This is a genomic window from Pseudomonas sp. LBUM1643, from assembly GCF_059716215.1.
In genome coordinates this window covers 5283920-5297512 of the sequence record NZ_CP166813.1, presented here as the reverse complement: position 1 = coordinate 5297512, position 13593 = coordinate 5283920, and the positions used below count along the sequence as shown (strand labels likewise).

The following is a 13593-nucleotide window of genomic DNA, read 5'->3' as shown; positions in this document are numbered from 1 at the left end:
AATTGAGTGGGAATGATCCCGATCTGACTGATCGTCCATAACACCCAAAAGGCCCCGTGAACGCGAGTTTACGGGGCCTTTTGCGCATCAGGTGCCCGCCACCCGCACCGACCTGAGTCCCATGAGTCTCAGCGCCGATGCAAACTCGCCCAGGCTCGGGTAGCGACGACCGCTGACGGACGGCCAGCTGGGCCGCTCGATGCAAACTCGCCCAGGCTCGGGTAGCGACGACCGCTGACGGACGGCCAGCTGGGCCGCTCGATGTAAAACAGACCATGGTCGCGCAGGATCGGTGTGCGAACGATGGAACCATCACTGCTGAGATGGATGAGCGTGGCGTTGCCATCAATGCTCATCACTGTGCAATCACCGGGTTCGCGCAATGCGTTTTCCAGTGTCTCGGCCAGCGCGACACTGGGCGGAGTATCCAGTTGCAGGCGCAGATCGTTTTTAACGTTTGCCACCGGTCGGCCGAGTTCATCGGTCGGAACGCGTCCCGGATCGACTTCTATTCCTCTCGCCGAACCCGCCGGTGTGCTCTCGATGCGCAAACTGATACCTCCTTCCAGTTCGCTGAGGCCCGGGACGCCTTCCCAGGTGGCGGCATGGCTATCGCCCACCAGCGCTACCCAGCGATGGGCACCTCGGGCGGTCTGATCGGCACTGATCACCTCATGCGCGAAGAAATTCATCATTTTCTGGCGGTAGTTGCTGCTCACACCGCGCATGCCTGTGCTCCGGTAGCTGGCGATGCAATCAATCGCCTGAATCCGGATGTTGCTGTTGCGGGCGGCCTTGACCAGCTCCAGAAAATTGAATTGCCCGCTGGGGTCGGTGCCGTGCCCCAGATCCAGGTTTTTCAGATAGTTCTCGAGACTCTCGGACAAGGTGCCTGTGCGGTTGAACGCGTCCAGATCGGCTTGGTGAAAATCTGTCAGCAGGTGTTCCAGGTAGAGGGTTTTGACTTTCTGCTTGCTCAGCACCTGCATGTTTTCGATCAGAAACTGCTTGCTGCCCACACTGGCGTGGCTTTCGCCCACCACCAGCCCTGGTGCGGCGCGCAGCAATTTTTTGATGATGTCTTTATGGGGCAGGCGGGGCGGCAGGGAAGGGATTTCGGGCCTGGCCGGCAACGAGGGCGATTCGAGCGCCGCGGTGGCGTCGCGGTACAAGGTTTGCCTCATGGCCTTGAAGTCTGCGACGGGATTGCTGCCGTCAGGCTTTGGCAGGCTTTCCATATAGTCTTTGAGGTCGTACTTGGCCGCGGTTCCCCGTGCAATATCGCGCAGGTCTTCGCGCAAGGCCTGTGGCATGTCGTAGGCGGTTGGCGGGCTGTCGACGTCTGGCAGCGACTCGCTGGCTCGACCCCAAGGCCACAACCCGTCGAACTTGCCGCCGCCGAACAGGCCGGGCCGGTTGATTGGCTGCCAGTCACCGGCTTCGTCCAGGCGTATGGGTAGATTGCGATAAAACGAGTAAGGATTGGCCGGATCGATGATGACCCAGGTTTTCAACTCGTTAACGTACCGCACCAGGTAATAGCTATCGTGGATCAATACGTGAAGGAGCCCGGCAGCAGTCCGCCGTTTGAGCGCGAGCAGTTGGCCCGTGCCTTGGCCGAAGCGGTCGCCGGTTTGAGGAGCTGCCGAAGGCTGCGATCTTTTAAAGGGCCAACTGTCTCCTGCGGCCATCCGCCGCCCCACCCTTACTGTTTCTCAACCGCAGGTGTATCGTATTCGCCTTTTGCAGGCCCCAAGGCCTGTCGCTGATACGTGAGGTAGTTGAGTTCATGTCCTTTACCCGTCGCCAAATCCTCGGTGGCCTGGCCGGTCTTGTAGTCGTTGGCGTCGGAGCGGGAGGCGCGTCGCGGTACTGGCTTGGCAAGATGGCCGACGCCGACGCGGGCCACGACTATGAGTTGATTGCCGCTCCCCTGGATGTCGAGCTGGTGGCTGGCCACAAAACCGAGGCCTGGGCGTTCGGTCCGTCAGCGCCGGGTACCGAATTGCGGGTGCGCCAGGGGGAATGGCTGCGGGTACGATTCATCAACCACCTGCCGGTTGCGACCACCATCCACTGGCACGGCATCCGCCTGCCGCTGGAAATGGATGGTGTGCCTTACGTCTCTCAGCTTCCAGTGTTGCCAGGCGAGTATTTCGACTACAAATTCCGCGTGCCCGATGCCGGCAGCTACTGGTATCACCCACATGTGAACAGCAGCGAAGAGCTGGGTCGCGGTCTGGTCGGCCCACTGATCGTTGAAGAGCGCGAACCCACCGGGTTCAAGTACGAGAAGACCTTGAGCCTCAAGAGCTGGCACGTCGATGAGGAAGGCGCGTTCGTCGCGTTCAGCATTCCTCGCGAAGCGGCGCGTGGCGGCACGGCGGGGCGTTTGTCGACCATCAACGGCGTCTCGCAGGCGGTGGTCGAATTACCCGCCGGTCAGATCACCCGCGTGCGTCTGCTCAACCTCGACAACACCCTGACCTATCGCATCAATATCCCCGGCGTCGAAGCGCAGATCTACGCGCTGGACGGGAACCCCATCGAGCCGCGCCCCATGGGCAAGGAATACTGGCTCGGCCCCGGCATGCGTATCTGCCTGGCGATCAAGGCTCCGCCGGCCGGCGAAGAGTTGTCACTCCGCAACGGCCCGGTGCGCTTGGGCACGTTCCGTTCGGTGGCGAACAGCGACGCGCCGACTCAATGGCCGTCCGCGTTGCCTGCCAATCCCGTGGCCGAACCGGACCTGGCGAATGCCGAGAAACTCAACTTCAATTTCGAGTGGGTCGGCTCGGTGTCGGTGAACGTCGACAACGGCAAGCCGCCCAGCCTGTGGCAGATCAATGGCCAGGCCTGGGATATCACCGACAAGACCTGCGCCGATCGTCCGATTGCCAAGCTCGAAAAGGGCAAGAGCTACATTTTCGAATTAAAAAACATGACGCAGTATCAACACCCGATCCACCTGCACGGCATGAGCTTCAAGGTCATCGCCTCGAACCGGCACAAGGTCATTCCGTACTTCACCGACACCTACCTGCTGGGCAAGAACGAACGCGCGCAGGTGGCGTTGGTGGCGGATAATCCGGGTGTGTGGATGTTCCATTGCCATGTGATTGACCACATGGAAACCGGCCTCATGGCCGCCATCGAGGTGGCGTGATGCGTCAGATTCATCCCGTGGCGATCATCGATCGTAGCCGTGACCGTGAATTCATGCGCGAAGCACTGACCCTGGCTGCGCAGGGTGCGGCACTGGGTGAAGTACCGGTGGGGGCAGTGCTGGTGCAGGACGGTGAAATCATCGGTCGCGGCTTCAATTGCCCGATCAGTGGCCACGACCCCAGTGCCCACGCAGAGATGGTCGCCATCCGCGCGGCGGCGCTGGCGGCCAGCAATTATCGTCTGCCGGGGAGCACGCTTTATGTGACGCTCGAACCGTGCAGCATGTGCGCCGGGCTGATCGTGCATTCGCGGATTGCGCGGGTGGTGTATGGGGCGCTGGAGCCGAAGGCGGGGATTGTGCAGAGCCAGGGGCAGTTTTTTACCCAGGGCTTTTTGAATCACCGGGTGTTGTTTGAAGGCGGGGTGTTGGCGCAGGAGTGCGGGGCGGTGCTCAGCGAGTTCTTCAAGGCGCGTCGGGCTAGTCGCGACTGAGATCAAAAGATCGCAGCCTGCGATCTTTTGATCTTGATTTTACTTGCGGGCCACGATCACCGCGCGCATCGGTGCCGGCAACCCTTCGATCGTCTTGCCGTGATCGTCTGGATCGAGGAAATCACTCAACGACTGATACTTCATCCACTCTGTGCCGCGCTGTTCCTCGACGCTGGTGACGCTGACGTCCACACAACGAACATCGGTAAATCCGGCCCGGCGCAGCCAGAGCATCAGCGCAGGTACCGATGGCAAGAACCACACATTACGCATCTGCGCATAACGGTCTTCCGGCACCAGTACCTGCTGTTGATCACCCTCGATCACCAGGGTTTCCAGCACCAGTTCCCCGCCCTTGACCAGGCAATCCTTCAGCGCCAACAGATGTTCGATTGGCGAGCGGCGGTGGTAGAACACACCCATGGAAAACACCGTATCAAAACCTTCAAGCTCCGGTGGCAGGTCTTCAAACGGGAACGGCAAGTGCCACGCATTGGGCTCGGACAGATATCGCTGCACCGCCTGGAACTGGCAGAAAAACAGCCAGTTGGGGTCGACGCCGATCACGCTGTCGGCACCGGCGCCGAGCATGCGCCACATGTAATAGCCGTTGCCGCAGCCGACATCGAGAATGCGTTTACCCTTTAGATCCAGATGCGGCGCAACGCGCGACCACTTCCAGTCCGAGCGCCATTCGGTATCGACGTGCACGCCAAACAGGTCGAACGGCCCCTTGCGCCACGGCGACAGGCCCATCAGTGCGGTGCGCATCTGCACGCGGGTTTCATCGTCGCAATCGGTATCCAGCTTCAGGCCGTTCAGCAAGTCGACTTCACTGGGCTGGATCTTCGGCAACGCATCCAGCGCGCTTTGCCAACGCTCCAGATCGCCATGACCCTTTTCCATTTTCTTGTCGAGCTGAGCTTGCAGTGTGTTGGCCCAATCGGCCAGCGGAGTACCGGCCAGACGGCGGGCGAGGGGGGACAGATCAATCATGGCAGGGCAATCAACGAGGCAAAGTTAAGACACTGGAACCACGGCACGACTTTCGAGAATCCGGCGGCCAACAGGCGCTCGCGGTGTTCTTCGAGGCTGTCGGGCTTCATGACGTTTTCGATGGCGCTGCGCTTCTGGGCGATCTCCAGTTCGCTGTAACCGTTGGCGCGTTTGAAGGCGACATGCAGGTCGGTAAGCAGCGCGTGTTCTTCGAGGTCGTTGAAGCGCAGCTTCTCCGAGAGAATCAACGCGCCGCCAGGCAGCAGCGACTGATGAATACGGCTGAGCAATGCCGTGCGCTGGTCCGGGGCGATGAATTGCAGGGTGAAATTCAGCGCCACCACCGAGGCCGGCTGGAAGTCGAGTGCGAGAATGTCGCCTTCAATGACTTCCACCGGCAGCAACTCCTGGAACATCGAGTCCTGACCGTTGAGGTACTCACGGCACCGTTCAACCATCGCCGCAGAGTTATCCACAGCGATAACGCGGCAGCCGTCGGTGCGCACATGACGGCGCAAGGCCTGGGTTACTGCGCCGAGTGACGAGCCCAGGTCGTAAAGCACGCTGTTGGGCTGGGCAAATTGCGCAGCCAGCACGCCGAGGTTTTCAACGATGGTCGGATAACCCGGCACCGAGCGTTTGATCATGTCCGGGAACACCCGCACCACGTCCTCGTTAAAGGCGAAGTCGGGCACCTGGGCCAAAGGCTGGGCGAAAAGGCGATCGGGTTCTTTGCTCACGGCGGTTCCAGCGGTGTAGGTGGAAAAGGCCGGCATTTTAGCCAACTTGGCGCGGGGATGCGCGGGTTGTCTGATAAACCGCCGGGCTTACACTATTTGAAGGGTGAAAGGGCTGTTGTGGCGAGGGAGCTTGCTCCCGCTCGGCTGCGCAGCAGTCGTAAACCCGGCTACTCCGGTGTATCGGTTTAAACGCGGTTGAATGGTTTTTGGGCTGCTTCGCAACCCAGCGGGAGCAAGCTCCCTCGCCACAGGGTTCAACGCGGTTTCTGAGTAAACGCCGACGCGGTGATCCCCCATTGCCCCAACCAGTAACTGAGGATGATCACATAAGGCGCGGCCTCGAACGGCACGACGAAGCGGCTGATCCCGATCACGCTGTCAGAAAACACGAATGCCACCGCACCCGCTGCCGCGAGCACCGCCGAGCGTTCAGGCACCTGTGTACCGAGTCGGGCCAAGGCGCGCCAGAGCATTGCGCTGATGGCCAGGCCGTAGACAATCACCGGCACCAGCAGCGGCCCCAATCCGTGGGAAATCAGAATCCCCAGCAACACGGCGCCGACACCCAGCGCCAGGACCAACGGCAACAACGCCAGACGCCGGCAGTCGCTTAAATAGGCTTTCAGGTACGCCAAATGCGCCACCAGGAAAGCCCCGAGGCCGAACACGAACAAATCCCCGGGCCACGCCAGCAGCACATCGCCCAGCAGAGAGAAAATCAATCCAAGGCTGATCCAGCGGCGATAGTCGCTGGGCGGTGCATCGTGCAGCCAGCCGAGCAAGGCCAGCACGGGCAACGGTTTGACCAGCAAACACAGCAGTGTCGCGTGTACGCTCAGGCCATAGAGAAACGTCACGGCGCCCATCAGCGCAAGGATTAGCCAGCCCACGATCAGTTCACCGAAATCGCGCAGTCGAAGGTGTCCACCGGCAACACTTCCGGTGCCCACGGCTGCTGGGAGGTCAGGCGCAAACGTCCATTGCCGCTGGCGAACGCTTGAAAGCGCCAGGTCGAAAGGCCCGCACTGCCGACGATCCCCGCGTCTTCCGGATTGCTGTAAACCTCAGGACTGAGCGCCATCAGCACGCCACCGGCCGAATCCTGAATCGCCCAACGGTAGCCCGTGGTCGGGTTGCTCGGCAGGGTCAGGATCAGGTTTTGTCCGTTGTTCAGTTTCACCGGACATTGGCTTTGTTTTTCCACAGTCACGTTCTGTTTGGGTGGCGTGGCGCAAGCGGCCAGCAACAAGAGGGCGAGGGGGACAAAGAAGCGGGTGGGGGACATAAGGTCAGTGGCTCCGGCGTTCACGACGAACGGCGAGCATAACTGAAGATGAGACAAATTGTGACCAGGACCCAGTAGTTGAGTCGCTGGCCATCAGGTACTCGTACAATCGCAAGACCGAGGTTATTTGATAACTTCGCTGTGAACGTGGAACTCGCCCTCAATCTCGCCGCCAACGAATAGTAACTTGAAGGTTGTGTGGTAGCTTTTGTTTACGTCATCACGATTCAAATTAACGGTTCCAGAAAGAGCGTTCGCGGTTCCGTCAATAGATTGGTATTGAACACTCATTTTTCCACGGTCATATTCATGTTCTCCATTCGGAGTGCCGCGGTCGATGTTCACAAAAAAAATACGTTTTTCCAGCGGATTGGAATCCATAAATGCTGAAACCACAACTTTATTTTGTTCATAACGGACGTATACGGCGTTGGCGTTGAATGGCTCCTCACCTTCTCGCGTCGCCTTGAAGTACTCGCCCGACTGTATATGTTTTGAGCTGTCTTTAGTCTTCATGTGATGCCCTGTTAACGTTCACAGTTTAATAAGATGGCACTTTGCAAGTGATAGACGGCTGCAAACTGACCGGTATAGAGCTCGCCACTTTCGTAGTAATTTCCATGGATTAAATGGAGAGGGGAAAGTTAAGTGCCGCTACCGGAAAGATAGGTGAATGAGGTAGAAAGATATACTGGCAGAATTGACAGTTTTTTAGATTTTTTGGTTATGTTGTTTTATGTTTCGCGTTATAGCCGGGGCGACGGATTTCGTGGTTTATCTTGAACGGTGCACTATGAAAAAAGCCAGACGAAAAGTCTGGCCATTTCCAAGTTGTGCTTTAACCGCTTAGAACAAAATCTTCGCCACATCCGCAAAGCGCTTGGCAAAGTGCACGGTTATCCCTTCCTTCAGATAGTCCGGCAACTCTTCGAAACTCCCGCGATTCGGCTCCGGCAGAATCAACTCGAAAATCTTCTGCCGCCGCGCCGCTATCACCTTCTCGCGCACCCCGCCAATCGGCAGGACATGCCCGGTCAGCGTCAGCTCGCCCGTCATTGCTACACCTTTCTTCGGTGCCTGATTGCGCGCCAGGGACAGCAGGGCGCTGGCCATGGTCACGCCCGCGCTCGGGCCGTCTTTGGGGGTGGCGCCCTCAGGAACGTGCAGGTGGACGAAGGCTTCGTCGAAAAACTTCGGATCGCCGCCAAACGACTTCAGGTTGGAGCTGACGTAGCTGTAGGCGATTTCCGCCGACTCTTTCATCACGTCACCCAGTTGCCCGGTGAGTTTGAACCCACGGTTCAACGTGTGGATACGTGTGGCTTCGATCGGCAGGGTCGCGCCACCCATGCTGGTCCAGGCCAGGCCGGTGATCACACCAGTACCCGACAGCACTTGTTCGTTACGGAACACCGGATGGCCGAGGGAAGATTCCAGGTCTTTCGGCCCGAGCTTGATCACCGCTTTGGGTTCATCAATCAGCTTCACTACGGCTTTACGCACCAGTTTGCCCAGCTGCTTCTCCAGCTGGCGCACCCCGGCTTCGCGAGCGTAGCCATCGATCAGCGCCTTCAGCGCGCTGTCGCTGATGCTCAGACTGCCTTTGGACACGCCTGCCTTTTCAAGCTGCTTCGGCCACAAGTGGCGCTTGGCGATGGCGATTTTCTCTTCGGTGATATAGCCCGACAGGCGAATGATTTCCATCCGGTCCAGCAACGGGCCGGGGATCGAGTCCAGGGTGTTGGCGGTGCAGATGAAGAGCACTTTCGACAGGTCCATGCGCAAGTCGAGGTAGTGGTCGAGGAATTCGACGTTCTGTTCCGGGTCGAGGGTTTCCAGCAAGGCCGAAGCCGGATCACCCTGGTAGCTTTGACCCATCTTGTCGATCTCGTCGAGCATGATCACCGGGTTCATCACTTCAACGTCTTTCAACGCCTGCACGAGTTTGCCCGGTTGCGCGCCGATGTAGGTGCGGCGGTGGCCCTTGATCTCGGCTTCGTCGCGCATGCCGCCAAGGCTGAAGCGGTAGAACGGACGCCCCAGGGATTCGGCGATGGATTTGCCGACGCTGGTTTTACCCACGCCCGGCGGGCCGACCAGCAACACGATGGAGCCGCTGATCTCACCTTTATAGGCACCCACGGCGAGGAATTCGAGGATGCGGTCCTTGATGTCGTCCAGGCCGGCATGGTGCTTGTCCAGCACCTTGCGCGCGTGTTTCAGGTCGAGCTTGTCCTCGCCATACACGCCCCACGGCACCGACGTCGCCCAGTCGAGGTAGTTGCGGGTTACCGCGTACTCGGGTGAGCCGGTCTCGAGGATCGACAGCTTGTTCATTTCTTCTTCGATACGTTTTTGCGCCTGAGCCGACAGCACCTTGCCTTCCAGACGCTGCTCGAACTGTTCGATGTCGGCGCTGCGGTCGTCCTTGGTCAGGCCCAGCTCTTGCTGGATGACCTTCAACTGTTCCTTGAGGAAGAACTCGCGCTGGTGCTCACCGATCTTGCGGTTCACTTCGGCGGAAATTTCTTTCTGCAGGCGCGCGACTTCGACCTCCTTGCGCAGCATCGGCAGGACTTTTTCCATGCGCTTGAGCATCGGCACGCAATCGAGCACTTCCTGCAGCTCATTGCCAGTCGCCGAGGTGAGGGCAGCGGCGAAGTCGGTCAGGGGCGACGGATCGTTGGGGCTGAAGCGGTTGAGGTAGTTCTTCAGCTCTTCGCTGTACAGCGGGTTGAGCGGCAGCAGTTCCTTGATCGCGTTGATCAGGGCCATGCCGTAGGCCTTGACCTCGTCAGTCGGCTCGGTGGGCTGGTGCGGGTACTCGACTTCCACCAGGTACGGCGGGCGATGGTGCTTGAGCCAGGTGCGGATGCGCACGCGGGTCAGGCCCTGGGCAACAAATTGCAGCTTGCCGTTTTCGCGGCTGGCGTGGTGCACCTTGACCAGCGTGCCGTAGAGCGGCAGGGCCGAGGTGTCGAAATGACGAGGGTCTTCCTGGGGCGTGTCCATGTAGAACAGGGCCAGGGAGTGGTGATCGGATTTGCTGACCAGATCCAGTGTTTCGGCCCATGGTTCTTCGTTGACGATGACCGGCAGTACTTGCGCCGGGAAGAAGGGGCGGTTGTGGATCGGGATGATGTAAACCTTGTCCGGCAGGTTCTGGCCTGGCAGGGCAAGGCCTTTACCGGTGGAATGATGTTCGGCGTTCTCCGGATCGGCGTATTCGCTCAAGTCTTCGGGGAGTTCTTGCTGGTCGCTCATGGGGCACCTGCGCAATGGGGTATGGGTCTTAGATGGGGCAGGCGGGGGGTGGTTTCAATGGGAGGGGTTAATTCAGGGTATTCGAGTATCGCGCAAGCGTTCGATTATTCCGGAATAACGCAGCACATCATTGTGGCGAGGGAGTTTTCTCCCGCTGGGTTGCGAAGCGACCCTAAAAAAAAGGGACCGCTACGCAGTCCAGCGGGAGCAAGCTCCCTCGCCACAGGCCACAGGCCACAGGCCACAGGCCACAGGTCACAGGTCACAGGCCACAGGCCACAGGCCACAGGCCACAGGTCACAGGTCACAGGCCACAGGCCACAGGCCACAGGTCACAGGCCACAGAGCAAAGGCCAAATGCCACAGAGACCTGCGTCTGCTAGGGAGGATTGATTTGATCCAATACCCGGTTCGCCGTGATCTCCGCCAACATGATGCTGTTTGAAATACCCAGCAATGCATTGCGCGACCCACCGTCGAGGTGGTCGATCAATTGATGGACCATCACATCGACCGAGGCCAGTGTCTCGACCAGATAAACCACCAGGGTTTCGGTCGTGGCCTCTGGGTCTACTGTGAACAGAGTACTGGGCGTGCGGGGCGTGTCTTTGATGTCGGCAATCGACGGGCGGGGAGGGAGGTCGGCGGTATCAGGGGGATTCGGGGTTGGTTTGAACATGTGAAGCTCCATTCGAGGAAACGGAGTTCGCCACGACTGCGACCAAGCAGTAGGGTGGCGAACCGTACGCAGGTTGGTCGACCAGGGAATGGAACCCGGCAGGGCCGGAGCCCTCCCACGCACAGCTCGCCATGAAGCAAGCACTAAAAGTGCGCCATTCTAAACCTGGGCGACCAAACCCGTTCGCTGAATTTGCAGCGACCCCAAAAGCCTATCTTTCCGGCTTCCGATGCAACAACCGATAGAGCTTGTCGGAATCCTCCTCCAGATCAGATGCGGTTGTAGGACTCGCGCAGATTTTTCAGACCGACCTCGATCCCTTGTAGGAGCTGACGAGTGAAACGAGGCTGCGATCCTTTGACCTTGCCCTTTAAAAGCAAAGTCAAAAGATCGCAGCCTCGTTTCACTCGTCAGCTCCTACAGGAGAGCAGATTGCATCAAAAGCCCACAAAAAAAGGCGACCCCCTCGCAGGAGTCGCCTTTGTTTTAACTGCCGCTAAAACTTACTCGGACAGTTTGTACGCCATCACATAGTCACCTTGCTTGGTGCCCAGCGAACCATGACCGCCGGCAACGACCAGCACGTATTGCTTGCCGTCCTTGCCGGTGTAGGTCATCGGTGTGGTTTGCGCGCCGGCTGGCAGACGACCTTCCCACAGCTGCTTGCCGTTTTTAACGTCATAGGCGCGCAGGTACTGGTCGAGCGTACCGCTCAGGAAGCCAACGCCACCAGCGGTCACAAACGTCCCGCCCAGGCTTGGAACGCCCATGCTCAGCGGGATCGGAACCGGCGAGCTGTCACGCACGGTGCCGTTCTTGTGCTTCCACAGGACTTTCGAAGTGGTCAGGTCGACTGCCGCCACGTAGCCCCAAGCGGGCGCCTGGCACGGCAGGCCCATTGGCGAGAGCAGCGCTTCGAGGACAACGCCATACGGCGCGCCTTTGTTTGGCTGCACGCCTTCGGTTTCGCTTTTACGCGGGCCTTGGGCGGCGATTTCGGCGGCGGGGATCATTTTCGATTTGAACGCCATGTAGCTCGGGTTCACGAACGCGATCTGACGCACCGGATCCACCGAGATACCACCCCAGTCGAACACACCAAAGTTGCCTGGGTAAACGATCGAACCCTGCAGCGATGGCGGCGTGAACGGGCCGTCGTAGCGCATGGATTTGAAGTCGATCCGGCAGATCAGTTGATCGAATGGCGTCACGCCCCACATGTCACGTTCCTGCAACGGCGGTGGCATGAGGTTGAGGTCGGATTTCGGTTGGGTCGGCGAGGTGTGATCACCGGCGACAGCGCCTTGCGGAACCGGCACTTCGTTGATCGGCACAATCGGCTTGCCGGTGCTGCGGTCCAGCACGTAGATGCTGCCTTGCTTGGTCGACGCGAGTACCGCCGGCTTCACGCCGTCAGCGGTTTTCAGGTCCATCAGGGTTGGCTGGCCACCGACGTCCATGTCCCACAGGTCATGGTGGGTGAACTGCATGTGCCAGCGTACCTGGCCAGTGGCGATGTCCAGCGCGGTCAGGCCGGCGGCGTGCAGTTCCGACTCAGGGGTACGGTCACCACCGAACTGGTCCGGGGTCTGGTTGCCCATTGGCAGGTAGAGCATGCCAAGTTTTTCGTCGACGGCGAACATGGACCACATGTTCGGCGAGTTGCGGGTGTAAACCTTGTCACCGGCAATCGGCGTGGTGTCGTCCGGATTGCCGCTGTCCCAGTTCCACACCAGTTTGCCGGTGTGCACGTCGAACGCGCGGATCACGCCGCTTGGCTCGTCGGTGGAGACGTTGTCGGTCACGTGGCCGCCAATCACTACCAGGTCCTTGGTCACGGCCGGTGGCGAGGTGGAGTAGTAACCGCCGGCATTGAAGCCGCCGATGTTGGCGCTCAGGTCGATCTGACCTTTATCGCCGAAGTCTTCGCACATTTTGCCGGTGTCGGCATCCAGGGCGATCAGACGGGTATCGGCGGTGGGCAGGAAGATGCGACGCGGGCAAACAGCGCTGACTGGCGCAGGGCTGGCGGTGCCGGTCGGGCTCTGCTCGGAAGCGTAAACGGCGTCATCGTGATACGACACGCCACGGCAGGTCATGTGCGCCCAACCCTTGAAGTTCGCCGCGTTTTGCGTCGAAAGCTTCGGATCGAAACGCCAGATTTCCTTGCCGGTGTCCGGGTCCAGCGCGATCACCTGGCTGTGCGGCGTGCACACGTAGAGCATGCCGTTGACTTTCAGCGGGGTGTTTTCGGCGGTGGTTTCGCCCGGATCGTTAGGGCCAGGAATGTCACCGGTGCGGTAGGTCCAGGCCGGAACCAGCTTGTGAGCGTTTTCCGGGGTGATCTGCGCCAGTGGCGAGTAACGGTCGCCATGGGCGCTGCGGCCGTAGGAATTCCAGTCACCGTCGGCCATTGCCGGGGCGGTGTTGGTCATGCCCGGTACGCTGTCGCGATCCAGTTGGCCTTTGATTTCACCGGGGTTGGTGAACTGGCTGGCCAGTGCCGCCACGCCCGCGATCACCACGGCAACGCTCAGCGCGCCAGTGCCCATCGGTGCAGCGCCGGTGCGCAGCAGTGGACGACGGAACCACGGCAGCAACATGACGATGCCGAGGGCGAACAGCAGTGCCAGACGCGGCACCAGTTGCCACCAGTCGAGGCCGACTTCCCACAACGCCCAGACGGTGCTGGCGAACAGCACCAGTGCGTAGAGGCCCAACGCAGCACGGCGTGCGGCGATCAGCAGTACGCCGGTCAGCGCCATGCCGATACCGGCCAGCAGGTAGTACAGCGAGCCGCCCAGCATGCTCAGCTTGATCCCTCCGGCCAGCATGGCCAGGCCCATTAGCAAAAGCAGAATGCCGAGCAGCGTCGGCAATAGACGGCTTCGACTCAAAGCACCATCAGTGCTCATAGTGTGGTTCTCCGTGACGTTTTAAGTTGATCCGCGCAGGTTCACTGTAGATGA

General features: G+C 59.7%; 11 protein-coding genes and 2 pseudogenes. 4 read left to right on the top strand and 9 right to left on the bottom strand.

What is annotated here, in order from left to right; translation table 11 throughout:
- Nucleotides 1–128: 128 nt before the first annotated feature.
- Nucleotides 129–1691 (bottom strand): membrane-targeted effector domain-containing toxin, encoded by a 1563-nt coding sequence (locus ACA063_RS23850; RefSeq protein WP_497663613.1) that lies wholly within the window; start codon nucleotides 1689–1691, stop codon nucleotides 129–131.
- A gap of 98 nt (nucleotides 1692–1789) precedes the next feature.
- Between ACA063_RS23850 and ACA063_RS23845 the strand changes: the two genes are divergently transcribed.
- Together ACA063_RS23845 and tadA are read left to right on the top strand one after the other, a co-directional pair.
- Complete coding sequence (locus ACA063_RS23845; RefSeq protein WP_497663612.1) at nucleotides 1790–3166, top strand: multicopper oxidase family protein; 1377 nt, start codon at nucleotides 1790–1792, stop codon at nucleotides 3164–3166.
- Nucleotides 3166–3660, top strand: a complete 495-nt coding sequence (gene tadA / locus ACA063_RS23840) for a tRNA adenosine(34) deaminase TadA (protein ID WP_497663611.1) — start codon at nucleotides 3166–3168, stop codon at nucleotides 3658–3660. The genes ACA063_RS23845 and tadA overlap by 1 nt, the downstream gene beginning before the upstream one ends.
- Nucleotides 3661–3699: 39 nt before the next feature.
- On the opposite strand, the gene cmoB is transcribed toward tadA, so the two are convergent.
- From cmoB to lon, 6 genes are all read right to left on the bottom strand, one after another.
- The gene (gene cmoB / locus ACA063_RS23835) at nucleotides 3700–4656 is read right to left on the bottom strand and encodes a tRNA 5-methoxyuridine(34)/uridine 5-oxyacetic acid(34) synthase CmoB (RefSeq protein WP_497663610.1); all 957 of its coding nucleotides are present in this window, start codon (nucleotides 4654–4656) and stop codon (nucleotides 3700–3702) included.
- Nucleotides 4653–5432 (bottom strand): carboxy-S-adenosyl-L-methionine synthase CmoA, encoded by a 780-nt coding sequence (cmoA, locus tag ACA063_RS23830; protein ID WP_497663609.1) that lies wholly within the window; start codon nucleotides 5430–5432, stop codon nucleotides 4653–4655. Before cmoA ends, cmoB begins: the two co-directional genes overlap by 4 nt.
- A 218-nt stretch (nucleotides 5433–5650) precedes the next feature.
- Complete coding sequence (locus ACA063_RS23825) at nucleotides 5651–6286, bottom strand: lysoplasmalogenase (RefSeq protein WP_497663608.1); 636 nt, start codon at nucleotides 6284–6286, stop codon at nucleotides 5651–5653.
- Nucleotides 6287–6288: 2 nt separating this feature from the next.
- The gene (locus ACA063_RS23820) at nucleotides 6289–6681 is read right to left on the bottom strand and encodes a protease inhibitor I42 family protein (RefSeq protein ID WP_497663607.1); all 393 of its coding nucleotides are present in this window, start codon (nucleotides 6679–6681) and stop codon (nucleotides 6289–6291) included.
- Between the two features lie 123 nt (nucleotides 6682–6804).
- On the bottom strand, nucleotides 6805–7197 hold the full coding sequence (locus ACA063_RS23815; RefSeq protein ID WP_497663606.1) for a hypothetical protein: 393 nt from the start codon (nucleotides 7195–7197) through the stop codon (nucleotides 6805–6807).
- A gap of 330 nt (nucleotides 7198–7527) precedes the next feature.
- Entirely contained in the window at nucleotides 7528–9945 is a 2418-nt protein-coding gene (gene lon, locus ACA063_RS23810) for an endopeptidase La (RefSeq protein WP_497663605.1), read from the bottom strand.
- 130 nt (nucleotides 9946–10075) lie between these two features.
- Between lon and ACA063_RS23805 the strand changes: the two are divergent.
- Together ACA063_RS23805 and ACA063_RS23800 are read left to right on the top strand one after the other, a co-directional pair.
- Nucleotides 10076–10228: pseudogene (locus ACA063_RS23805) on the top strand (hypothetical protein); the annotation flags it as partial.
- Nucleotides 10218–10328: pseudogene (locus ACA063_RS23800) on the top strand (hypothetical protein); the annotation flags it as partial. The pseudogenes ACA063_RS23805 and ACA063_RS23800, both read left to right, overlap by 11 nt.
- On the opposite strand, the gene ACA063_RS23795 reads toward ACA063_RS23800, so the two are convergent.
- Together ACA063_RS23795 and ACA063_RS23790 are read right to left on the bottom strand one after the other, a co-directional pair.
- Entirely contained in the window at nucleotides 10325–10624 is a 300-nt protein-coding gene (locus ACA063_RS23795) for a DUF6124 family protein (protein WP_497663604.1), read from the bottom strand. The pseudogene ACA063_RS23800 and the gene ACA063_RS23795 sit on opposite strands and share 4 nt — an antisense overlap.
- A gap of 503 nt (nucleotides 10625–11127) precedes the next feature.
- Nucleotides 11128–13539, bottom strand: a complete 2412-nt coding sequence (locus tag ACA063_RS23790; protein WP_497663603.1) for a glucose/quinate/shikimate family membrane-bound PQQ-dependent dehydrogenase — start codon at nucleotides 13537–13539, stop codon at nucleotides 11128–11130.
- Between the last annotated feature and the right edge of the window lie 54 nt (nucleotides 13540–13593).

Excerpts from the sequence above, each read along its gene's own strand:
- ACA063_RS23845 (WP_497663612.1), top strand. The coding sequence starts at position 1,790 with ATGTCCTTTACCCGTCGCCAAATCCTCGGTGGCCTGGCCGGTCTTGTA.
- ACA063_RS23815 (WP_497663606.1), bottom strand. The coding sequence starts at position 7,197 with ATGAAGACTAAAGACAGCTCAAAACATATACAGTCGGGCGAGTACTTC.
- ACA063_RS23850 (WP_497663613.1), bottom strand. The coding sequence starts at position 1,691 with ATGGCCGCAGGAGACAGTTGGCCCTTTAAAAGATCGCAGCCTTCGGCA.
- cmoB (WP_497663610.1), bottom strand. The coding sequence starts at position 4,656 with ATGATTGATCTGTCCCCCCTCGCCCGCCGTCTGGCCGGTACTCCGCTG.
- ACA063_RS23795 (WP_497663604.1), bottom strand. The coding sequence starts at position 10,624 with ATGTTCAAACCAACCCCGAATCCCCCTGATACCGCCGACCTCCCTCCC.
- tadA (WP_497663611.1), top strand. The coding sequence starts at position 3,166 with ATGCGTCAGATTCATCCCGTGGCGATCATCGATCGTAGCCGTGACCGT.
- cmoA (WP_497663609.1), bottom strand. The coding sequence starts at position 5,432 with ATGCCGGCCTTTTCCACCTACACCGCTGGAACCGCCGTGAGCAAAGAA.
- ACA063_RS23790 (WP_497663603.1), bottom strand. The coding sequence starts at position 13,539 with ATGAGCACTGATGGTGCTTTGAGTCGAAGCCGTCTATTGCCGACGCTG.
- ACA063_RS23820 (WP_497663607.1), bottom strand. The coding sequence starts at position 6,681 with ATGTCCCCCACCCGCTTCTTTGTCCCCCTCGCCCTCTTGTTGCTGGCC.
- lon (WP_497663605.1), bottom strand. The coding sequence starts at position 9,945 with ATGAGCGACCAGCAAGAACTCCCCGAAGACTTGAGCGAATACGCCGAT.